This is a genomic window from Candidatus Pantoea rara, from assembly GCF_051136265.1.
Classification (GTDB): domain Bacteria; phylum Pseudomonadota; class Gammaproteobacteria; order Enterobacterales; family Enterobacteriaceae; genus Pantoea; species Pantoea rara.
Map to the genome: position 1 here is coordinate 373297 of NZ_CP194943.1, position 20311 is coordinate 393607.

The window sequence follows — 20311 nt, forward strand, 5'->3', positions numbered from 1 at the left end:
GCGTTACACTGCCGCCCTGAATTATGGCCCCTTATACGCGTTCAAATAATGCAGAGATCCTCCTTCACACAACAACTTACTGCCGGTATTGCGATACTGGCCGTACTGCTGTTGTTTGTTGCCCCGATGATCTCAAAGAATCTGGCTGAACATCGTGCCTCAATGCAGGATGCCGCTGTCATGAGTGCAGAGATGCCAATGATGGATCATCACAGCGAGATGGTCATGTCGGACCACGGGATGATGATGGGTCCGGGTTTTGCCTGTGGCTACTGTGATTTACTGGTACATGTGCCACTGATGCTTTGGGTATTTATTCCTTTCATCTGGTGGATGTGTCTGATCAGCCGCGCCCCGCCGCCTTCGGCCATTAACCCGCCTCACTGGCGACGGCTGCTGCGTCTTCATCGACCACGCGCACCACCCTGTTTCGCGTCACACTCAATGTTAACTTAATCGATTACGTGACAGTGTCACTTGATCGCCTTTGTCTTTTAAAAAGTGTGGAATGCTATGTCCTCTCATCGGGAAATGTCCCCTGCACCACGCGGCACCGTTTTTAACCTGTTTCGCCGCCTGCATTTTTATATTGGCCTGTTTATTGCGCCATTTATTTTTGTCGCCGCCCTCACTGGGACGCTCTACGTTCTGACGCCGCAACTGGAACAGGCGATTTACCATGATGCCCTGACTACTGACGCGCAAGGTTTAGCACAACCGCTGTCAGCGCAGATTGCCGCTGCTCGTGCCCGAGCCGGTGAAACCGCACGCATTTACGCCGTGCGTCCCGCACCGGGTCCACAGGATACAACCCGGGTGCAGTTTGCTGAGCCTCAGCTGGGCCCATCTGAGTCACGCTCGTTGTTTATCGATCCCTACACTCTGCAGGTGAAAGGCGATATGACGGTGTATGGCACCAGCGGCGTGTTGCCCCTGCGCATGTGGCTGGATCAGCTGCATCGCGGCCTGTTGCTGGGTGATTTTGGCCGTAACTACAGTGAACTGGCGGCTTCGTGGCTGTGGGTCGCCGCGCTGGGCGGGATCGTTTTATGGGCGGGCTCCCGTCCGCCCCGCCCCCGTAAGAAAGTGCGCAGCGGCTTTGCAGCAATGCGTCACTGGCACGTTACGCTGGGCCTGCTGCTGGCTATCGGCCTGGTCTTCTTCTCAGTGACGGGGCTGACCTGGTCACAGTGGGCAGGCAACAACATCGATAAGATGCGGAGCGACTTTGGCTGGACAACGCCGCAGGTCAATATTGCACTTAACGGTGACGCACCTGCCGAAGCCGCTGACCCGCATGCTGATCACCGTGGCACGATGGAAGGGATGACGATGTCCGGAATGACCATGCCAGCGAAAACCGCTGTGCCAGTAATCCTGAATCAGCCTGATATCAGCTGGGATAAGGCACTGGCTGCTGCACGTCAGGCCGGACTGCATGCCACGAAACTGGAATTGCGCCAGCCTAAGAACGCTGAACAGGCATGGACGGTTTCAGAGATTGATCGCAGCTGGCCGAGCCAGGTCGATGCGGTTTCCATTAATCCGGTTGATTTCAGCGTGGTCGATCGTGTTGAGTTTGCCAGCTTCCCACTGGTGGCGAAACTGACCCGCTGGGGCGTAGATGCCCATATGGGTGTGCTGTTTGGTTTGCCTAATCAGCTGATTCTGGCGCTGTTCGGCTTTGGACTCTGCACGATGATTGTGCTGGGCTATCGCATGTGGTGGATACGCCGCCCGGCTGTTCCGCAACTCAGCCCATCGCAGACGCTGTTAGCCGCCTGGCTGGCACTGCCGCGCTATGCGCAGGGCACCAGCCTGATCGTGATGCTGGCGCTGGGCTATGCCCTGCCCGTCATGGGTGTCAGCCTGCTTGTCCTGATACTGCTGGATATTCAGCGCTGGCGCAGCGCGCAACGCGCGTCGGTCGTCCAGGTAGAAATCGCGCCGGATAAGCAGTCGCCACTGGCCATTGTTCAGTCGCGCTTTGCCGGTAAGCGCAAAGAGATGCGTTATTTTCTGCGCAGCGTGACGGTGCTGGCGCTGATCGTCATTTCGGTGATGGCGAATGCGATGATTGGCGGCGTGATTGATCAGTATCAGATCCCCTTCAGCCACTGGTCGCTGACCATGTATATCACTCAGGCAATGATGATCCTGCTCTACTCCACGGTTTTCACCGGACTGTTGTCGATTCCGCTCTGGTATTTCTTTCTGGGTGAAAGTGACGAACAGGGCAAGTAAGCTGCCAGCACAGCAGACTGTGCTTTAATCAAAATAACTGACAAAGCCGGGCAAATCTCCCGGCTTCTCATTCTCCGCCTGAGGTCTATGATCGGTGTTATGAGTCACTTTATTTAAGAGCTAACCATGAACATTGTGCGAGCAAATCCTGAACAACTTTTTGAATACGGTCCTTTTACCGTCCGCCGTCAGCGGCCTGGCGAGGCGTTCAGCCCGCTGGTCAGTATTGACCTGATGTCACTGAAACTGGATGCCCGGATCCCGATGCAGCATCATCAGGATGAAGAAGTGTTTACTTATCTGTGGCGCGGGTCGATGCAACATCAGGACAGCAACGGCGAGCGTACCCAGCTCTCCGCCAAACGGGTAATGGTGGTGAATGCGGGTGATGGCGTTCAGTACGAAGAGTCAGTGCCGTTGTATGAAGCGGAGCTGTTGCAGGCGGTTATCCGGCCATCGCAACCGGGCGGTGAAGCGATGACTCAGGTGCTGGAGCGCGATCAGGGCATCATGACGAATGGATGGACCGAACTGGCCGGACCGGAAGAGTCTGACGCTCCGCTGGAACTGCGCCAGGAAGTCTATATCTACGACACGCTGCTGGAACGCAACCAGACGCTGAATGTGCCATCGATGCCGGGCTTTTTCGCCTATCTCACCGTGCTTGAAGGGATTATTCGCATCGGCGACCAGCGACTGGGTCGCGGTGATGCCGTCAGCAGTCTGGATTCCAGCATTGAGATCGTGGGCGACCGCGATGCCAATCTGGTCTGCTTCCTGGTGAAACCCGATAATTTTGCATAACAAAGCGCGGGAAAGTTCCCGCGCTATTCTTCTGTTCCGCGCTTAAAGCGTTTTACGTTGCTGCATCGCCTGAACCCGTTTGTAAGCATGATCAAACTGGCGGACATCGTCACGGAGCCAATGGCGTTGCGTCAACGGTGCATTATCCAGCGCCTGTGGCAGCGGCACCCCTGCCAGCGATCCCCGGCAGCAAAAGGCGCGCGCCAGCGTTGGGGTGGCGATGCCGATATAACGGGCAAATTCAGGTAACGTCATCAGTGCTGTACTCATTTTCCACCTCCTGCTAACAAATTATTCCCTGTATTTTCAGCCCAGTTCTTAAATGGTTTTATTGATCTGAAACATAGATGTGGTACTAATCTTCTGCCTGCTAATGAGATAGCTCGCCTCGCCTGATGCAAAACGAGAAAAGAAGTGAGGAACCCGTGCGCCATTATGGATTGATGATTGCCCTGCTGTTTTCCGGCTTTGCCACTGCTCACACCCTGACGCCAGGCCAGCCTGTACCGCCCGTCTATGTTGCCGATAAAGGCGAAATGATGCTGAATCAGGGTGACATCACTTATCAACGCTGGAACAGTCAGACACTGACCGGAAAAGTGCGTCTGGTGATTCATGTGGCAGGGCGTCTTTCTGCGAAAGATCAGAGTGAACCCTTAATTAAAGCCCTGCAGGGAGCCAGTCTGCCACGCGACCGATTTCAGACCACCACCATCGTCAATACTGACGATGCCCTTCCGGGCAGTGCCATTTTTGTGGTGCGCAGCATCGCTTCCAGTAAAAAAGCTGACCCCTGGCAGCAATTCATTATCGACAGCAGCGGTGTGACCGCCCATAGCTGGCATCTTCAGCCAGAAGGTGCCTCCGTTGTGGTCATTGATCCAGAGGGGATTGTGCGCTTCGCTAAAGATGGCGCATTATCTGATGAGGATGTTGCCAGCGTGATGAAAGCGCTGCGCGCATTACTGGGCTGATTCAGGCAGAATGACCCACTGCGAAACGCGGAATGCTGCTGAATTTGCCGACATTTTTGATACTGTGGACTACGCTTAGTTGTAATGGAATCACCCGCCGTTCTTTGAAAACCTGCCAACTATGCTGTGGCAGTCGGGGACGATTATTGAAGATGGCATCGAAGAATTTCGACCTGCTGCGACTTCCTCTGTAGATAAGGACAGCCATGATGACGGTCTGTGCAGAACAACACGTCAATTTCAACCACAGTGATGCAGCCAGCCTGTTAAACGACATTGAGCAACGACTTGATCAGCTTTTACCGGTTGAGAGTGAACGTGACCTGGTGGGCGCTGCCATGCGCGACGGTGCGCTGGCACCGGGAAAGCGCATTCGCCCGCTGCTGCTATTACTGGCTGCGCGCGATCTCGGCTGCAACGCCACGCCCACCGGGCTGCTTGATCTTGCCTGTGCTGTGGAGATGGTCCATGCCGCCTCCCTGATTCTGGATGACATGCCCTGCATGGATGATGCGCAGCTACGCCGTGGACGTCCGACCATTCACTGCCAATATGGCGAACATGTGGCGATTCTGGCCGCAGTGGCCCTGCTGAGTAAAGCATTTGGCGTAGTCGCCATGGCAGAAGGCTTAACAGCCGCTGCCAGGGCAGACGCGGTCGCGGAGTTATCTCACGCGGTTGGCATGCAGGGTCTGGTGCAGGGCCAGTTTAAAGATCTCTCAGAAGGTGATAAGCCCCGCAGCGCCGACGCCATTCTGATGACCAATCACTACAAAACCAGCACGCTGTTCTGTGCCTCCATGCAGATGGCCTCTATTGTGGCAGAAGTCCCGAAAGAGGCACGCGAACAGCTGCACCGGTTTTCACTTAATCTCGGTCAGGCTTTTCAGCTACTGGACGATCTCACCGACGGCATGGCTGATACCGGCAAAGATGCCCATCAGGATGAGGGGAAATCGACGCTGGTGAATCTGCTGGGGCCACAGGCGGTGGAAACGCGACTGCGCGATCATCTGCGCTGCGCCAGCGAGCATCTGCTCTCGGCCTGCCAGGACGGTTATGCCACTCATCATTTTGTTCAGGCCTGGTTTGAGAAAAAACTCGCTGCCGTCAGTTAAGGATGCTGCATGAGTCACTTTGCGGTCATTGCACCGCCCTTCTATAGCCATGTGCAGGCGCTCGCGCATCTTAGCCAGGTCTTAATCACACGTGGACACCAGATTACTTTTATCCAGCAGACGGACGTTAGCGCGCTACTTACCGACAAGCGGATCGGCTTTTTCCCGCTAGGCTTAGCCTCACATCCTGCGGGCAGTCTGGCCCGTACTCTGCAGCTGGCGGCGCATCCTCTTGGCCCGTCAATGCTGAAACTGATTAATGAGATGGCCCGCAGCACCGATATGCTCTGTCGCGAACTGCCCGTGGTCCTGAACACTCTGGCGATTGATGGCGTGATCGTCGATCAGATGGAGCCTGCCGGCGCACTGGCGGCAGAATCGCTGAACCTGCCTTTTGTCTCGGTGGCTTGTGCGTTGCCACTTAATCGTGAGGCGGATTTCCCGCTGGCTGTGATGCCGTTTGAGTATGGCAGCAGCGACCAGGCACGTGATCGTTATCGCACCAGCGAAAAAATCTATGACTGGCTGATGCGTCGTCACGATCGGGTTATCGCCAGAAATGCCCATGCGTTAGGGTTAACGCCACGGGAAAAACTGCACCACTGTTTTTCACCGCTGGCGCAGATCAGTCAGCTGCTCCCGGAACTCGATTTCCCCCGCCAGGCGCTGCCCGATCATTTCCACTCCGTGGGCCCGCTGCGCGCTGCGGAATCATCAGCGGCTGTGTCGCAATCGCGCTATTTCCCGCATGGCGACAGAACGCGTATTTTTGCCTCCCTCGGCACCCTGCAGGGCCATCGCTACGGTCTGTTCAAAACCATCGTCCGCGCCTGTCAGGAGATCGACGCGCAGTTATTGCTGGCGCATTGTGGTCGCCTGTCACCGTTTCAGGCAGAGAAACTCGCGCAGGCCAGCCATGTTCAGGTGGTCGATTTTGCCGATCAGGCGGCTGCTCTGGCACAGGCCGATCTGGCAATCACCCACGGCGGTATGAACACGGTGCTGGACGCGGTTAATCATCTGACGCCACTGCTGGTAATCCCTCTGGCCTTCGATCAGCCGGGTGTCGCTGCCAGAGTGGTCTGGCACGGTATCGGGCGTCGGGCGTCACGTTTCACCACCAGCCACTCAATGGCCCGTCAGCTTCAGACCTTACTGGCTGATGAGCGCTACGGCCAGCGGATGAAAACGCTGCGCACTGCCCTTCATCAGGCCGGCGGCACAGCGCTGGCGGCAGATATCGTCGAACAGGCAATGCTGACCCGCAAACCCGTCATCACCAGGAGAGATTATGCCTCGGTTTGATCTGATTCTGGTGGGCGCGGGGCTGGCGAACGGCCTGATTGCCCTGCGACTGCGCCAGCAGCAGCCTGCCCTGCGCATTCTGATAATTGACGCCGGGAGCGAACCGGGTGCGCATCATACCTGGTCGTTTCATGCGGAAGATCTCACCGAAACGCAGCATCACTGGGTCGCCCCGCTGGTGGTTCATCACTGGCCCGGTTATGAAGTGCGCTTTCCGCAACGAAATCGATCCCTGAACAGTGGCTATTTTTGCGTGACCGCGGAACGCTTCGCGCAGGTCATCCGTGACAGATTTGCATCGGATCTGCTGTTGAACACCAGAGTGGCGAACGTTGCTTCACGGTCGGTCACACTGGAGGATGGCCGGGTACTGAAAACTGATGCGGTGATCGATGGTCGCGGCTACCAGCCCGATTCGGCGCTGCGCATGGGCTTTCAGTCGTTTGTCGGACAGGAGTGGCAGCTCAGTGAACCACACGGCCTGACCGTGCCGATCATCATGGACGCAACGGTGGATCAGCAGGCAGGCTATCGCTTTGTCTACAGTCTGCCCTTTTCGGCTGATACGCTGCTGATTGAAGATACGCACTATATTGATAACGCTACGCTGGATGGCGATCACGCCCGGCAGAACATCCGTCACTATGCCGCGCAGCAGGGCTGGACGTTAAACCGGCTGCTACGCGAAGAGCAGGGCGCGTTACCGATTACGCTGACCGGTGACGTTGCCGCCTTCTGGGAGAAACGCGATTTACCCTGCAGCGGTCTGCGTGCCGGGTTATTCCATCCCACCACCGGCTACTCTCTGCCGCTGGCGGTCGCGATGGCTGACCGGCTGGCACAGATGCGGACGTTTACCTCTGAAACACTGCACGCCAGCATTGCGCAATTTGCCTCACAGGCCTGGCAGCAGCAGCGCTTCTTCCGCATGCTTAACCGCATGCTATTTATGGCGGGTCCGGCTGACCAGCGCTGGCAGGTGATGCAACGTTTTTACGGCCTTCCCGAAGGTCTGATCGCCCGTTTTTATGCGGGAAAACTTACTTTGTCTGATCGGCTGCGTATCTTAAGCGGCAAACCACCGGTTCCCGTACTGGCGGCGTTACAGGCTATTATGACTCCTCACCGTCAACAGGCGATGCAATGAATAGAACGACAGTAATTGGCGCAGGCTTTGGTGGTCTGGCTCTGGCAATTCGCCTTCAGGCGTCAGGCATTCCCACCCGACTGCTGGAGCAGCGTGACAAGCCTGGCGGCCGGGCTTATGTCTACGAGGATCAGGGCTACACCTTTGATGCCGGTCCGACGGTGATCACCGATCCCAGCGCCATTGAAGAGCTTTTCACCCTGGCGGGCAAAAAGCTCTCCGACTATGTTGAGCTGCTGCCAGTCAGGCCGTTTTATCGCCTCTGCTGGGAGTCCGGCAAGGTGTTCAGTTATGACAACGATCAGCCTGCGCTGGAAACACAGATTGCCGCGTTTAATCCACACGATGTTGAAGGCTATCGTCGCTTCCTGGATTATTCGCGCGCGGTGTTTGCGGAAGGCTATCTGAAGCTCGGCACCGTACCGTTTCTGTCGTTCCGCGACATGCTGCGTGCCGCTCCGCAGCTGGCCAAATTACAGGCGTGGCGAAGTGTCTACAGCAAAGTGGCGAGCTACATTGAAGATGAGCATCTGCGTCAGGCGTTCTCTTTCCACTCGCTGCTCGTAGGCGGAAATCCGTTTGCCACCTCGTCAATCTATACTCTGATACATGCCCTGGAGCGTGAATGGGGCGTCTGGTTCCCGCGCGGCGGCACTGGCGCACTGGTGCGGGGCATGGTCAAACTGTTTGAAGATCTGGGCGGCGAAGTGGAGCTGAATGCCAGCGTTGCCCGGCTGGAGACGCAGAAAAATAAAATTACCGCCGTGCATCTGAAAGATGGCCGGGTATTCCCGACCCGCGCGGTTGCCTCTAACGCGGATGTCGTTCACACCTATCGCGAACTGCTGAGCCAGCATCCGGCCTCTATGGCACAGGGAAAATCTCTGCAGAACAAGCGTATGAGCAACTCGCTCTTCGTGATCTATTTTGGACTCAATCATCATCACGATCAGCTGGCGCACCACACGGTCTGCTTTGGCCCACGCTACCGCGAATTAATTGATGAGATCTTTAATAAAGACGCCCTGGCTGAGGATTTCTCGCTCTATCTGCATGCGCCCTGCGTGACCGATCCGTCACTGGCGCCGGAAGGCTGCGGCAGCTATTACGTGCTGGCACCGGTGCCACATCTCGGCACCGCCGATATCGACTGGTCCGTTGAAGGTCCTCGCCTGCGCGATCGCATCTTTGACTATCTGGAAGAGCATTACATGCCGGGCCTGCGCAGCCAGCTGGTGACGCATCGCATCTTCACGCCGTTTGATTTCCGCGATGAGTTGAATGCGTATCAGGGGTCTGCGTTCTCAGTAGAGCCGATCCTGACGCAAAGCGCCTGGTTCCGGCCTCATAACCGCGATAAAAATATCAACAATCTCTACCTGGTCGGTGCTGGCACCCATCCGGGCGCGGGTATTCCCGGCGTGATTGGGTCGGCCAAGGCCACCGCAGGATTGATGCTGGAGGATCTGGGTTGAATAGTCCGTCACTGCTCGATCATGCCGTAGAAACCATGGAGGTGGGTTCAAAAAGCTTCGCCACTGCATCGAAGCTGTTTGATGCCAAAACCCGACGCAGTGTGCTGATGCTCTACTCCTGGTGCCGTCACTGTGACGATGTGATTGACGATCAGGTGCTGGGATTCAGTAACGATACGCCATCGCTGCAATCCGCCGAACAGCGCCTGGCGCAACTGGAGATGAAAACGCGTCAGGCCTATGCCGGTTCGCAGATGCATGAGCCTGCCTTTGCGGCCTTCCAGGAGGTGGCGATGGCGCACGACATTCTGCCGGCTTACGCGTTTGATCATCTGGCGGGCTTTGCGATGGATGTGCAGGAGACCCGCTATCAGACGCTTGAGGATACGCTGCGCTACTGCTATCACGTGGCGGGCGTGGTAGGTCTGATGATGGCGCAGATTATGGGCGTGCGCGACAATCCCACGCTGGATCGCGCCTGCGATCTCGGTCTGGCGTTTCAGCTGACCAACATTGCACGTGATATTGTTGAGGATGCTGAAGCAGGACGCTGTTATCTGCCCGCAGAGTGGCTTGCTGAAGAGGGACTGACGCGGGAGACGCTGGCTGCCCCGGAAAATCGCCAGGCGCTCAGCCGTGTTGCCCGTCGTCTGGTGGAGACAGCAGAGCCTTATTACCATTCGGCTTCGGCTGGCCTGCCGGGCTTACCGCTGCGCTCAGCGTGGGCGATTGCAACTGCAAAACAGGTCTATCGTAAGATTGGTATGAAGGTGGTTCAGGCGGGCTCACAGGCGTGGGACATACGTCAGTCCACCAGCACGCCAGAGAAACTGGCTATGCTGGTGGCGGCATCCGGTCAGGCGGTTACTTCCCGGATGGCGCGTCATGCTCCGCGCCCTGCTTACCTCTGGCAGCGCCCCGTTTAACGCCGTGACGTTCCCGCAACGTCGCCTGCAGTTTTGACAGCGGCGGCGCATAGAGGAAACCAAACGACACACAATCTTCTTTGCCCCGTACCGCATGATGCATGCGGTGCGCCATATAGAGTCGGCGCAGATAACCCCGACGTGGAACATAGCGGAAGGGCCAGCGCTGATGGACCAGCCCGTCATGAACAATAAAATAGAGCAGTCCATACAACGTCATCCCTGCACCGATCCACTGTAACGGCCAGACGCCTGTGCTGCCCAGATAAATAAGCAAAATCGACAGGCAGGCAAAGACGACAGCGTAAAGATCGTTAACCTCAAACCAGCCTTTATGCGGTTCATGATGTGACAGATGCCAGCCCCAACCCCAGCCATGCATAATATATTTGTGCGCCAGTGCAGCCGTTATCTCCATACCGATAACAGTGACCAGAACAATCAGGGCATTCCAAATCCACAACATAGTTTCTCCCGAGCATGCATCCTGCAAAGTGGCGCAGAGGGATAATTTTAACAGAGATTGGAGGAAACAGGCTTCACGGGAAAAATAAGAGGAAAAATTACGTATGCATGAATGAAAAGCATTCCCCATGAGGCAGCGACAGAACCTTTAAAGCAACTCGTGATCCATCGGCGTGCGAAAAGCATGGCGTGCGGCGATCATCAACTGACTGGCTGTCACGGTTGTGGGTAATCGCATCAGAATTTTACTCGCCTGCCAGTAACAGAGCACCATGACCTCATCCTCTTCCTGTTCAGCCAGCTCATGTAGCCGGACACGCAGTGACAGCACATCAATGGTCTGCTGCGCATCCAGCATGTCAGAGATCGTCTGATTAATGACGCGATGGAGAGTTTTCCAGGTGAGATCGGTATACAAAATTAACCTCTTCTAACGCTTATCGGCTTCCTGCAGACAGGCAGCAGGGAAGTAGCAGAAATGGCTTCGTAAAACAGGAGAGCAAACTCTGCTGATAACTATAGCGGCTCTTCAGCGGCGATGCAGGCCAGCTGTTGAGAATGCCAAAGCCGATAATTTTAACGACAAAGGGTCCTGCCTGTCGCCTGTTCCGCACAGGTCAGCGACTGATTGCTGATTTTTGTAACAATTGCGGCTCATTCTTAGCTGGCTGAAGCAGAGAGGATTTGCCAGGGTAAATACCTTTACCGTTCCGTTTCTCTTAAAGGAGTTATTTATGAGTCAGCATGCAGATGCGCTGGTCTGGGGCCATGGCCCGGCGATCTTCGAAGTCTTTCTGGAACCCACCTGTCCTTTTTAGGTTCGTACATTCAATAAATTAGACGCCTTACTGGCGCACGCGGGTGAAGAGAACATCACCGTGAAGATCCGGCTGCAATCTCAGCCGTGGCACCTCTATTCCGGGCTGATTGTGCGCTACATTCTTGCCGCCGCCTGCAAAAGTAAAGACGCGGCGAAGAAGGTAATGCAGGCCGTGGCCGATCATCGTGAAGAGTTCGAGTTCACCGATCACTGTACCGGCCCGAACCGTGATGCCACGCCGAATCAGATTCTGGCCCGCCTGAAAGAATACAGCGGCGTGGATGCCAGTGCCGCATTTGATCAGCCTGATCTGCAGAGCGCCATTAAATGGCACTGCAAATATGCCCGCCAGAACGGTATCCATGTTTCACCAACTTTTATGGTTAACGGACTGGTGCAGCCTGAGCTCAGCAGCGGTGACGACATTGCGCGCTGGGCAAGTGTTCTGACTGGTTAGTTTTTGTGCGCGGTTGCCGCAGGCCGCGCAACACGGTTTCTCTCCTTTGCGATTCAGCACACACGCATTCTCAATATCCTGATAATTATGCCTGTTTTCCCGTGAGCAGGCCGGGTAAGCTGTACCGCTATCAGCAGCATTACACCGCTGCTACATCATATTAACGGCGTCGCTGACCTGTTTTCACGCCAGTCAGGCGCCTGATTCATTGAGGAATTGCGGATGCCGATGACGCTTGAACAGATTCAGGACAAATATCCGGGTGCATTTACAGATGCATTTGGTGATTCCCCGGAATTAGCCAGCGAACTCGCGACGCTGATTATTGCCGGAAAGAAGGTGGCCACCTGCGGTTCGTTACGCAGCTGGCAGGAGCAGGAAGCCTTGCCTCAGCCAGGCGGTTACAGCATTGTTCTCAACGGCGAACAGCAGCCCGTCTGCGTGATTCGTACCACCGGATTGTTCCTGACGCGCTTTGACCGCGTGACGCCAGAAATGGCGATGCTGGAGGGTGAAGGCGATCTCAGCCTCGACCACTGGCGTCAGGAACATCAGCGCTACTTCGAGCGTGCAGGCTATTTCCACAGCGAAATGGAGCTGATCTTCGAGACCTTCCAGCTGGTCGAGGTGATTTAAACCGGCAGCTTACAGCGTGTTGGCTGCCATCAGGGCCAGCCGCTTAACACCACGCGCGGCGAGAGTCTCAGCAGCCTGAGCCGCGCGCATACCACTGGCGCACACCAGCACCACGCGCTGATTCAATGGCGGCTGCCAGGCCGCTATCTGCTGTGGCAGAATCCGTAATACCTGCCCGGCCACACTGACCGGTGCCTCCTCCACGCTGCGCAATTCCACTATGCAATCGTCATCAGTGAGCATGAGTCGATCGATAAACGGCGTGCCCGGCGCTTCTGGCTCAGGTGCATCGTCGAAACGGAACTGCCGCACATGCCAGTTCACAAAGTCGCAGTGAATCATGCAGCCGAGCGGTGATGGCGTCAGCTTCAGTAATACGCTCAGCGCCATCTGCGCCTGCATGGCGCCCAGCGTTGCCACGGCTGGCCCCATCACGCCAGCCGTGTTGCAGTTACCCGACGTCACAGGCAACTGCGGGAACAGCGCGCGATAGCCGGGTGAACCCCCGCAGAATCCACCGACATAGCCTTTGCGACCTAACACCGACGCGCAGATGAGCGGCAGATCGCGCGGATAGCAGGTGTCCGAGAGCTGATAAGTGATCGCGAAGTTATCCGCCGCATCCACCACCAGATCGATTCCCTTCAGCGCCTCCGGGAGATGACTGGCACTCAGCCTGTATGGATGCGCCTCGACGCGGCAGTCAGGATTCCGCTGCGCCAGCGCGCGCTGAGCACAGATTGCTTTGGGCTGACCCACATTGTCGACGCCAAACAGCGTCTGCCGGTGGAGGTTGTGCAACTCAACCCGATCGCCATCATAAAGACGAATAAACCCGACGCCCGCGCCAGCCAGCAACGGTAGCAGCGTCGCGCTAAGCCCGCCCGCGCCCACCACCAGCACACGTGCCTCGCTCAGCCGCTGCTGCCCCGCTTCGCCAATCTCCGGCAACATAGTCTGTCGCTGATAACGCTCCATCGCCGCTCCTTAAAACTGTGCCAGACCAAAAATGGGCGTTGAAGCTGACGCCATGTCGCGCTGCTCCATCAATCCCGCCTGAAACGCTTCGTGACCGCCATGGATTGCGGCAGCGAAGGCCCCGGCCATCCGCACTGGATCGCGCGCTTTTGCCACCGCCGTGTTGAGTAACACCGCGTCAAAGCCCATTTCCATCGCCTGCGCCGCCTGACCGGGCGCGCCAATGCCCGCATCAATAATCAGCGGCACATCTTTAAACCACGCACGCATGGCACGTAGCCCTTCGATATTGCGCAGCCCCTGACCGGAGCCAATCGGCGCCCCCCAGGGCATCAGCACTTCACAGCCCGCTTCCAGTAGTTTCTCGCCGACAATCAGATCTTCGGTGGTGTAGGGAAAGACCTGGAAGCCGTCAGCGCAAAGGATCCGCGCGGCTTCAACCAGCGCAAAGGGGTCGGGTTGCAGCGTATCGGCATGACCGATGACCTCCAGCTTGATCCACGGCGTGTCGAACAGTTCGCGCGCCATCTGCGCCGTCGTCACCGCCTCTTTCACCGTGTGGCAGCCTGCGGTATTGGGCAGAATGCGTTTGTTAAGCTGTTGCAGCAGCGAGCGGAAAGCACCGCCTTCACTGCCTTCACGACGCAGGCTGACAGTAATGATCTCCGCGCCTGACGCGTCTATCGCCTGATGCAGAATGTCCGGGGACGGATATCCGGCGGTACCGAGCAGAAAGCGAGATTGCGGAGTGAATTGATAGAACATGGTTACCCTCCCTGCATCGGTGACAGGATTTCCAGCTGGCTACCCGCCTCAAGCGGCTGGCTGGCATAGCGGCTACGCGGCACAAATTCGCCGTTCAGCGCGGTGGCGACGGTGCGCGGGTCAATCTGCTGCTCCGCCATAAGCTCTGCCAGCGTGTCTGCATCGGTTTCAATCGTGTGCCCATTAAGTTGAACTCGCATGAGTCATCTCCTGAGTAAGTTGCAGCATGAGTTTTTCAGCCATAATCGGAGCCAGCAAAAAGCCGTGACGGTAAAGCCCGTTCAGCGAGAAACGACCCTTTTCATAGCGGACTTCAGGCAGGTTCTGTCGATAAGCGGGGCGCAGACCGGTGCCGCTCTCCACGATGCGCGCTTCGGCCAGCGCCGGATGCAGACTATAAGCGGCACTGAGCAGCTCCATCATCGCTCTGGCACTGATCGGGCTGCTATCGTGGCTTTCGACCATCGTGGCACCCAGCATGAAGTGCCCGTCTGCACGCGGCACCAGATAGCAGGGAAAGCGTGGGTGCAGCAGCCGGACAGGACGGGAGAACTGAACATCGGGGGTCTGGAGAATCAGCATTTCGCCCCTGACAGCGCGCAGCGCGGGCTGCTGATCCGCAGCGTGGATGCCACGGCAGTCAATGATTGTGCCGGTGGGTTTACCGCTGTGTAAGGGCACGCCAGCCTGCTGCAGTTTGTCGCGCAGTTGCTGCATCGCGCGGCGGGGATCAAGATGCGCCTCTGCCGCAAAAAACAGACCACGGGCAAAGCGATTTTCCAGCGCCGGCTCGATCTCTCCGGGGGCGACCCATTGATGCTGCTGCGTCATGATGGCGAAACGTGTCAGTTCGCGGCTGTCACGCGGTGGCGTAACCACCAGCGTGCCCTGCTGTTCCACACCCTCCACGCGTTGCGCCCACCAGCCCGCAGCGTGCTGGCCCCATTCGATCACCTGCGGCGGCGCGCTTTCTGCTTCGCACCAGGGCGCGAGCATGCCGCCTGCCCAGTGTGAGGCGGCACGACAGTCAGGCTGCGTAATGACTTCGACGCTTTCTCCTCGCTCCACAAGCAGTGTGGCGACACACAACCCGGCCACACCGCTGCCAAGTACCGACCAGCAGCTCATGATGCCCACCGGCGAGGATGAGAGAAAATCAGGATGAGAAGTTTCACTTTGGCCTCGTTATCAGTTAACGAAGACCCGTGATACGGAGGGAAAAGGCAGAGACGTCGCGAATGCGCCCCTGCGGCAAGTATCTGATGCGATACCCATCTTCCTACGCCAGTATCAACTGGGTCAGGTTCTAAGGGTCGCTAAGCCGCGCAATGCGCTATTAGCCTCTCAGTCTCTCTGGCGAGACTCCCCTGACGGGTTTAGTTGTAAGTTAAGCGGGCAGCTTCGTCAAGCAGCAGGCAGGGTGCAAAACCAGAAAATCGTGATTAACGGGCAGAACCAGACGACCAGTCAGCAGCGGTTGCCAGCGTCACAAAGGGTCCCGCCAGCGTCTGATTGTGATGACCAATAATACTTTCCGCAGAGAGATGTGGATTATCGACAGTGGTATGCGCATCGGAAATCAGTACAACGTTAAATCCCAGCTCCGGTGCGGCCCGACAGGTGGTATCAACACAGAACTCCGTTTTCATCCCGGCAATCACCAGTTGTTTTATGCCTCTTTGCTTAAGCTGAAGTTGCAGGCCGGTATCCCTGAAACAGCTGGGGTATTTTTTTGTGAAGACGACATCTGACTGCGGGTTAACCTGCAACGCCGGTATCAGACCAGTCAGCGGACTTTGCTCGTTGAAAGGAGAATTATCAGGCCCGATGTGTCGCGCAAAAAAGACGGGAACTTCAGACTGCCGTGCTTTGGTGATGAGCAGAGTGATATTCGACAGAATACGGTCTGCAGCAAAAGGCGCCGCTGGACCATAAAAAAGGCCCTGCTGCATGTCGATGATTAAAAGTGCATTTTCAGATGTCTTCATGACCTGGCTCCATTCAGTTTTAAGAACGGGGAACAGGTCCCCGTCCGGTTCGGCGGGGAGTGGGAATCTGTTGTGTCAGGTGCCCGTCACAGACTCGCCTACGCCGCCGCTGAGCGCGGTGGTGGTGACGGTGGTGAAAGTCAGAACTGACATAAACATTTTACGATCCTGAGTTGATGAATTCGTGAGGAGTCTCATCCGGCAGGAGGGGACCGGAATTTACATTACCCTGAACACTGTGGCTTTTAAAGCGCCTGCAGCGATTGCGTCACCGCGTCGGTGATTTCACGAATACGCGGTTCGGCGCGGCGATAATAGGTCCATTTGCCCACTTTGCTGGCTTCGACCAGGCCCGCATTGTGAAGTGCTTTCAGGCATAACGACGTGGCGGGCTGTGATAAGCCCGCCTTGTCCTGTATGAGGCTGGCGCAGACGCCATACTGATCGAAGGGATAGAGCTGGGTATAGCCCGCAAACGCTTCGTCAGGATTTTTAAGCCACTTCAGCACTGCCACTCTGGTCGGGTTAGACAGTAACTTCAGGGCATTTTCGGGGGACATGCCGCCTCACAGAATATCAGGATTGAAAAACAGGATAGTCAGTATAGCCTTTCTCAGTGCCGCCATACAGGGAGGCGTGATCGACCTCATTCAGCGGATAGCCTGATTTAATGCGCGCAGGCAGGTCAGGATTGGCGATAAACGAGCGGCCAAAACCAAACAGATCGCCCCAGCCTTTTTCCAGCACATGCTGCGCTTTTTCAGCCGTGTAACGACCCGAATAGATGATCGGAGATCGGAATGTTTCCCGCAGTGCGACGCGGAAACTTTCTGGCATGTCCGGGCTATTATCCCAGTCGGCTTCGGCAATAGAGAGATAGCCGACTTCCAGCGCATTCAGCATCTCCGCAGCGCGGATGTAGGTCGTATGGGGATCGCTTTCAACCAGTCCAAGATAGACGCGCTCTTCGTCAGTGCTTGAAAACAGTGGCGCAAATCTGACGCCAACACGATGGCTGCCAAATACCGAGCTGACCGCCTCAACGACTTCGCGCAGGAAGCGCAGACGATTCTCCGCTGAACCACCATATTCATCCGTACGGAAGTTAGTGTGCTCTGAAATAAACTGGTTAATCAGATAACCGTTGGCGGAATGCAGTTCCACGCCGTCAAAACCGGCCGCTTTGGCATTCTCAGCCGCACGACGGTAAAGTGCCACAATCTCTTTAACTTCCGCTGTGGTCAGTGCCCGTGGCTCGCTGGGTGCAGTTAATATCCCCGCCCCTGGCCCTGTCTCAATAAAGACCCGGACGTTGTCGGCTGCAATAGCTGAAGGCGCCACCGGGGGCTGCTTCTCTGGCTGAAGTTCATTATGTGATACGCGGCCAACATGCCAGAGCTGGCAGAAAAGGGTGGCGCCTTCCTGATGTACCGCTTCTGTGACCTTTTTCCAGCCCGCGATCTGCGCGTCGCTGTGGATCCCCGGCGTCCATGCATAGCCCTGTCCACGGGGCTCAATCTGGGTGCCTTCGGTGACCATCAGTCCCGCACTGGCGCGCTGGCGGTAATACTCCACCATCATCTCGCCGGGAATGTTGCCCGGCTGCTCACTGCGGCAACGCGTCAGCGGCGGCAGTACAATGCGGTTACGAAGCGTGAGATCGCCCAGGTTCAGCGGGGTAAAAAGTGACGGCATAACAAAAAGTCCTCTGATGTGTGAAGAGGCGATATTATATTTACACATTTAAATTTGTAAATGTGTAATCTGTGCTTTTTGTTCCGGAGCTGTTTATTATGGGGCGGATCCTGCAGACATCGCACTCAGGCCAGCTGCAGGTTCATCAGGACATTATGAAGCGTATTTTTCAGTGAAGGCCTGCCATTGCTGGCGATAGATATCCATCTGTTTCAACGCACCATCAATAGACGATTGCGCAGCGTTGCCGGGGTTGGGCGTTGCACTGATTATTGCCGCAAAGGCACTGAATACAGCGTCTGTATTACCACCTGAATTCATGGCTGCCATCATGCTGTTCAGCTCAACCTGAGGCCGTGCGGTGCCGCTTTCAAACTTGTTGAGATTATCACGCGCACTCTCCTGCATGTGGCGAGTGCCATAACGCATAGCTAACGTCAGCGTATCCTGAGCGCCCGATAACATCGCACTGTTACGAATAGCCACTTTGACGTTTATCATCTGATCAGCGATGCCCGTTGCCTGTTTCTGGTTATCTCCGGAGACATATTTTTCAATCAGTTTATGGAGCTTAGACTGCGTCAGGGTCAGCGCCATGGCTTCAGCGGTATCGCTGTTATCGTACTGACCACGCCCCGCCTGACCTTCAACCAGCACCTGATGTAAGGCAGCAGCAAAGTCATCCATCGTGCTCTGCGTTTTGTCAGCGGTCATACTCAGGAGTGGACTCAGTGTGCTGGCATCTGAGCTGGTGTTGGGGTCGTTGAACAAGGCATACGCAAGGTTAATGGACGGCCCCTGGCCGGATGACTTTAACTCTGCCAGTGCCTTGAGATTTTTTTCCTGTTGCTCTGCCGCAATGGGTTCATCGCGGGCGTGTAAAAGCCGTGCTCTTGCCTCGGGGGAGATTACCACCACACTGGCCGGTAACTCTTTAGCGGTGATACTTTCTTTAATGCTGTCCGATGCTGTATTTGGTGTGATGAGCGTGGTTGAATATCCTCTTGCCACGTCTGTGCTAATGCCACTGATTAACCCCATAATGCCCTCTACGGTTTGTCTGGTTGAACAATTAATCGGCAGGATGTAACTCATCTTTACAGGCATATATTCAATCCGTGAGTGAGGCGACTTATTTCAGGTTTAACTATCAGCGCTATTACGACAGGACTTTACTTCACCATCTGTTCAGAATTATTAAGTTGAACCTTCAGCAGGTCAGCGCAACCAGACAGGGAACATTCAGAGGAAACGTTGTGATCACTACACTTTCTTTAGACGCGCTTGGGCCACGCATTTGTATTATGGGGCCGTCTAACAGCGGGAAATCTACTCTGGCTGCTGCTATTTCTCGCAAAACAGCCTTGCCTGCCGTTCATCTGGATCAGCTTCACCATACTCCGGGCACTCAATGGATTCCCAGAGCACCGGCTGAGTTTATGCGTTTACACGCTGACGCGGTGAGTCAGGAAAAATGGGTTATGGATGGGAATTACACAAAATGTATTGAAGAACGTCTCGCGCGCGCCACAGGATTCATTCTTCTGGATGTAAAAGTACCTGTGGCGCTAATTCGGTATATTCGCAGATGTTATTCCTCCACACCACGCGTTGGAGGCCTGAAGATGAGCAGAGAGCATGTGACCCTGGAGATGCTGAAATATATTATCCTTACTGCGCCGAAGAATCGGAAGCGCCATAAGACGCTTTATGACCAGGTCAGCCTGCCAAAACTTCGGCTAAATTCTTCAGGTGATTTTCAGGCCTGTCTGGAATACTGGGGCTTATAATTAAAAAGTGACTGCCCAGCCCCGCTTCTGTTAATCAACAGGCATCAGGCTCGTCAAAAGCGCGTTCAGCGATTCACCTGGCCCGGTTAGCTACGGCTGAATACCATTTTCAGGCCTGCCAGCGCAAAGCAGCAGGCTAACAGAGCATCGAGTCCGCGACGAATGCGTCGGTAAAAGGTGCCCATGACAGAGGTTGAGAACAGCAGAGCATAACCGCCGAAGACCAGGACGCAAATGGCTGCACAACCGCAGAGGATTATCGGCAATGTTGAGGCACTCCCATCCGGCTTCAGCGCAAATGACATAATCGCCACCCAGGTAAGAATCGCTTTGGGATTGCCGATATGCATCAGAATGCCCTGACGATACAATCTGCCATAAGCGACCCGCTCATCGCTGGCGGTAAAGTCACCGGCTTCCGTCCGCCGCAAAGCCGATTTACCCGCTTTATACGCCAGCCAGAGCAGATATAACCCGCCGCCAATTTTCAACGCAATCAGCAACTGTGCGAAGGTTGCCAGCACGGTCAGTACACCGCTGGCGGCCAGCAGCGCCCAGATCATCGACCCACTCACGACTCCCGCCGCCAGCGCCAGTGCAGCACCTCTGCCCTTTTTCATTGCCGTGCCCATAATGGCCATATTGCTTGGCCCGGGACTCGCCGTAGCGACAAGATAAGTGGTGAAGATCAGGACTACCTCGTGTGAAAGCGCCATCATTGCCT

General features: G+C 55.9%; 23 protein-coding genes, 1 pseudogene and 1 riboswitch. Of the genes and pseudogenes, 12 read left to right on the plus strand and 12 right to left on the minus strand.

The window, feature by feature from the left end; all coding sequences use genetic code 11:
- Positions 1–48: 48 nt before the first annotated feature.
- The 3 genes from ACR8BF_RS20200 to ACR8BF_RS20210 all read left to right on the plus strand — a co-directional run bounded on the left by ACR8BF_RS20200 (position 49) and on the right by ACR8BF_RS20210 (position 3048).
- The gene (locus ACR8BF_RS20200) at positions 49–456 is read left to right on the plus strand and encodes a DUF2946 domain-containing protein (protein WP_434746018.1); all 408 of its coding nucleotides are present in this window, start codon (positions 49–51) and stop codon (positions 454–456) included.
- A 57-nt stretch (positions 457–513) separates the two neighbouring features.
- Positions 514–2244 (plus strand): DUF2534 family protein, encoded by a 1731-nt coding sequence (locus ACR8BF_RS20205; RefSeq protein ID WP_434746019.1) that lies wholly within the window; start codon positions 514–516, stop codon positions 2242–2244.
- Positions 2245–2370: 126 nt separating this feature from the next.
- Positions 2371–3048: a pirin family protein gene (locus tag ACR8BF_RS20210; RefSeq protein WP_434746020.1), complete on the plus strand. Its 678-nt coding sequence runs from the start codon at positions 2371–2373 to the stop codon at positions 3046–3048.
- A gap of 42 nt (positions 3049–3090) precedes the next feature.
- Here the strand turns inward: ACR8BF_RS20210 and ACR8BF_RS20215 are convergent, their stop codons facing one another.
- Positions 3091–3318 carry a hypothetical protein gene (locus ACR8BF_RS20215; protein WP_179897987.1) on the minus strand — a complete coding sequence of 76 codons (228 nt, stop codon included), beginning with the start codon at positions 3316–3318 and terminating at the stop codon, positions 3091–3093.
- A 173-nt stretch (positions 3319–3491) separates the two neighbouring features.
- On the opposite strand from ACR8BF_RS20215, the gene ACR8BF_RS20220 reads away from it, so the two are divergent.
- The 6 genes from ACR8BF_RS20220 (at position 3492) to crtB (ending at position 9993) form a co-directional block, all read left to right on the plus strand.
- Positions 3492–4022 (plus strand): YtfJ family protein, encoded by a 531-nt coding sequence (locus ACR8BF_RS20220; RefSeq protein WP_179898369.1) that lies wholly within the window; start codon positions 3492–3494, stop codon positions 4020–4022.
- A gap of 209 nt (positions 4023–4231) precedes the next feature.
- Complete coding sequence (locus ACR8BF_RS20225) at positions 4232–5140, plus strand: polyprenyl synthetase family protein (protein WP_179898370.1); 909 nt, start codon at positions 4232–4234, stop codon at positions 5138–5140.
- A gap of 9 nt (positions 5141–5149) precedes the next feature.
- A complete protein-coding gene (locus tag ACR8BF_RS20230) occupies positions 5150–6445 on the plus strand; it encodes a glycosyltransferase (RefSeq protein ID WP_434746021.1) in 1296 nt (431 codons plus the stop codon).
- Complete coding sequence (gene crtY, locus ACR8BF_RS20235; protein ID WP_313698361.1) at positions 6432–7592, plus strand: lycopene beta-cyclase CrtY; 1161 nt, start codon at positions 6432–6434, stop codon at positions 7590–7592. Before ACR8BF_RS20230 ends, crtY begins: the two co-directional genes overlap by 14 nt.
- A complete protein-coding gene (locus tag ACR8BF_RS20240) occupies positions 7589–9067 on the plus strand; it encodes a phytoene desaturase (protein ID WP_292986011.1) in 1479 nt (492 codons plus the stop codon). Before crtY ends, ACR8BF_RS20240 begins: the two co-directional genes overlap by 4 nt.
- Positions 9064–9993 (plus strand): 15-cis-phytoene synthase CrtB, encoded by a 930-nt coding sequence (gene crtB / locus ACR8BF_RS20245; RefSeq protein WP_179897994.1) that lies wholly within the window; start codon positions 9064–9066, stop codon positions 9991–9993. The genes ACR8BF_RS20240 and crtB overlap by 4 nt, the downstream gene beginning before the upstream one ends.
- On the opposite strand, the gene ACR8BF_RS20250 is transcribed toward crtB, so the two are convergent.
- The gene (locus ACR8BF_RS20250) at positions 9932–10459 is read right to left on the minus strand and encodes a sterol desaturase family protein (protein ID WP_292986012.1); all 528 of its coding nucleotides are present in this window, start codon (positions 10457–10459) and stop codon (positions 9932–9934) included. The genes crtB and ACR8BF_RS20250 overlap by 62 nt on opposite strands.
- 147 nt (positions 10460–10606) lie before the next feature.
- On the minus strand, positions 10607–10876 hold the full coding sequence (locus ACR8BF_RS20255; RefSeq protein ID WP_292986013.1) for a hypothetical protein: 270 nt from the start codon (positions 10874–10876) through the stop codon (positions 10607–10609).
- A 316-nt stretch (positions 10877–11192) separates the two neighbouring features.
- Between ACR8BF_RS20255 and ACR8BF_RS20260 the strand changes: the two are divergent.
- Positions 11193–11735, plus strand: a pseudogene (locus ACR8BF_RS20260) (DsbA family protein).
- Positions 11736–11957: 222 nt separating this feature from the next.
- Positions 11958–12371 carry an ASCH domain-containing protein gene (locus tag ACR8BF_RS20265; protein ID WP_434746022.1) on the plus strand — a complete coding sequence of 138 codons (414 nt, stop codon included), beginning with the start codon at positions 11958–11960 and terminating at the stop codon, positions 12369–12371.
- A 9-nt stretch (positions 12372–12380) separates the two neighbouring features.
- Here the strand turns inward: ACR8BF_RS20265 and ACR8BF_RS20270 are convergent, their stop codons facing one another.
- From ACR8BF_RS20270 to ACR8BF_RS20305, 8 genes are all read right to left on the minus strand, one after another.
- Positions 12381–13349 (minus strand): HesA/MoeB/ThiF family protein, encoded by a 969-nt coding sequence (locus tag ACR8BF_RS20270; RefSeq protein ID WP_434746023.1) that lies wholly within the window; start codon positions 13347–13349, stop codon positions 12381–12383.
- 9 nt (positions 13350–13358) lie between these two features.
- Entirely contained in the window at positions 13359–14114 is a 756-nt protein-coding gene (locus ACR8BF_RS20275; protein ID WP_434746024.1) for a thiazole synthase, read from the minus strand.
- Between the two features lie 2 nt (positions 14115–14116).
- On the minus strand, positions 14117–14314 hold the full coding sequence (thiS, locus tag ACR8BF_RS20280; RefSeq protein ID WP_090964665.1) for a sulfur carrier protein ThiS: 198 nt from the start codon (positions 14312–14314) through the stop codon (positions 14117–14119).
- Positions 14298–15242, minus strand: coding sequence for an FAD-dependent oxidoreductase (locus tag ACR8BF_RS20285; RefSeq protein ID WP_434746025.1), 945 nt, complete (start codon positions 15240–15242; stop codon positions 14298–14300). The genes thiS and ACR8BF_RS20285 overlap by 17 nt, the downstream gene beginning before the upstream one ends.
- 131 nt (positions 15243–15373) lie before the next feature.
- Positions 15374–15493: riboswitch (TPP riboswitch) on the minus strand.
- A gap of 63 nt (positions 15494–15556) precedes the next feature.
- Positions 15557–16102: a cysteine hydrolase family protein gene (locus tag ACR8BF_RS20290; RefSeq protein ID WP_434746026.1), complete on the minus strand. Its 546-nt coding sequence runs from the start codon at positions 16100–16102 to the stop codon at positions 15557–15559.
- 245 nt (positions 16103–16347) lie between these two features.
- Positions 16348–16662, minus strand: a complete 315-nt coding sequence (locus ACR8BF_RS20295; RefSeq protein WP_010247494.1) for an ArsR/SmtB family transcription factor — start codon at positions 16660–16662, stop codon at positions 16348–16350.
- A gap of 16 nt (positions 16663–16678) precedes the next feature.
- The gene (locus ACR8BF_RS20300) at positions 16679–17797 is read right to left on the minus strand and encodes an alkene reductase (RefSeq protein ID WP_434746027.1); all 1119 of its coding nucleotides are present in this window, start codon (positions 17795–17797) and stop codon (positions 16679–16681) included.
- 153 nt (positions 17798–17950) lie between these two features.
- Positions 17951–18904 (minus strand): hypothetical protein, encoded by a 954-nt coding sequence (locus ACR8BF_RS20305; protein ID WP_255434230.1) that lies wholly within the window; start codon positions 18902–18904, stop codon positions 17951–17953.
- Between the two features lie 149 nt (positions 18905–19053).
- Between ACR8BF_RS20305 and ACR8BF_RS20310 the strand changes: the two genes are divergently transcribed.
- A complete protein-coding gene (locus tag ACR8BF_RS20310; RefSeq protein ID WP_434746028.1) occupies positions 19054–19587 on the plus strand; it encodes an AAA family ATPase in 534 nt (177 codons plus the stop codon).
- A gap of 86 nt (positions 19588–19673) precedes the next feature.
- Here ACR8BF_RS20310 and ACR8BF_RS20315 read toward each other — a convergent pair whose 3' ends face one another.
- Complete coding sequence (locus ACR8BF_RS20315; RefSeq protein ID WP_434746211.1) at positions 19674–20303, minus strand: LysE family translocator; 630 nt, start codon at positions 20301–20303, stop codon at positions 19674–19676.
- Positions 20304–20311 lie beyond the last annotated feature (8 nt).

What these genes read in the sequence shown, in the direction of transcription:
- ACR8BF_RS20315 (WP_434746211.1), bottom strand. Translation starts at nt 20,303, where the DNA reads ATGGCGCTTTCACACGAGGTAGTCCTGATCTTCACCACTTATCTTGTC.
- ACR8BF_RS20275 (WP_434746024.1), bottom strand. Translation starts at nt 14,114, where the DNA reads ATGTTCTATCAATTCACTCCGCAATCTCGCTTTCTGCTCGGTACCGCC.
- ACR8BF_RS20285 (WP_434746025.1), bottom strand. Translation starts at nt 15,242, where the DNA reads ATGAGCTGCTGGTCGGTACTTGGCAGCGGTGTGGCCGGGTTGTGTGTC.
- ACR8BF_RS20240 (WP_292986011.1), top strand. Translation starts at nt 7,589, where the DNA reads ATGAATAGAACGACAGTAATTGGCGCAGGCTTTGGTGGTCTGGCTCTG.
- ACR8BF_RS20290 (WP_434746026.1), bottom strand. Translation starts at nt 16,102, where the DNA reads ATGAAGACATCTGAAAATGCACTTTTAATCATCGACATGCAGCAGGGC.
- ACR8BF_RS20295 (WP_010247494.1), bottom strand. Translation starts at nt 16,662, where the DNA reads ATGTCCCCCGAAAATGCCCTGAAGTTACTGTCTAACCCGACCAGAGTG.
- ACR8BF_RS20305 (WP_255434230.1), bottom strand. Translation starts at nt 18,904, where the DNA reads ATGCCTGTAAAGATGAGTTACATCCTGCCGATTAATTGTTCAACCAGA.
- ACR8BF_RS20205 (WP_434746019.1), top strand. Translation starts at nt 514, where the DNA reads ATGTCCTCTCATCGGGAAATGTCCCCTGCACCACGCGGCACCGTTTTT.
- ACR8BF_RS20250 (WP_292986012.1), bottom strand. Translation starts at nt 10,459, where the DNA reads ATGTTGTGGATTTGGAATGCCCTGATTGTTCTGGTCACTGTTATCGGT.
- ACR8BF_RS20215 (WP_179897987.1), bottom strand. Translation starts at nt 3,318, where the DNA reads ATGAGTACAGCACTGATGACGTTACCTGAATTTGCCCGTTATATCGGC.
- thiS (WP_090964665.1), bottom strand. Translation starts at nt 14,314, where the DNA reads ATGCGAGTTCAACTTAATGGGCACACGATTGAAACCGATGCAGACACG.
- ACR8BF_RS20270 (WP_434746023.1), bottom strand. Translation starts at nt 13,349, where the DNA reads ATGGAGCGTTATCAGCGACAGACTATGTTGCCGGAGATTGGCGAAGCG.
- crtY (WP_313698361.1), top strand. Translation starts at nt 6,432, where the DNA reads ATGCCTCGGTTTGATCTGATTCTGGTGGGCGCGGGGCTGGCGAACGGC.
- ACR8BF_RS20265 (WP_434746022.1), top strand. Translation starts at nt 11,958, where the DNA reads ATGCCGATGACGCTTGAACAGATTCAGGACAAATATCCGGGTGCATTT.
- ACR8BF_RS20230 (WP_434746021.1), top strand. Translation starts at nt 5,150, where the DNA reads ATGAGTCACTTTGCGGTCATTGCACCGCCCTTCTATAGCCATGTGCAG.
- ACR8BF_RS20220 (WP_179898369.1), top strand. Translation starts at nt 3,492, where the DNA reads ATGATTGCCCTGCTGTTTTCCGGCTTTGCCACTGCTCACACCCTGACG.
- ACR8BF_RS20200 (WP_434746018.1), top strand. Translation starts at nt 49, where the DNA reads ATGCAGAGATCCTCCTTCACACAACAACTTACTGCCGGTATTGCGATA.
- ACR8BF_RS20225 (WP_179898370.1), top strand. Translation starts at nt 4,232, where the DNA reads ATGACGGTCTGTGCAGAACAACACGTCAATTTCAACCACAGTGATGCA.
- ACR8BF_RS20300 (WP_434746027.1), bottom strand. Translation starts at nt 17,797, where the DNA reads ATGCCGTCACTTTTTACCCCGCTGAACCTGGGCGATCTCACGCTTCGT.
- ACR8BF_RS20210 (WP_434746020.1), top strand. Translation starts at nt 2,371, where the DNA reads ATGAACATTGTGCGAGCAAATCCTGAACAACTTTTTGAATACGGTCCT.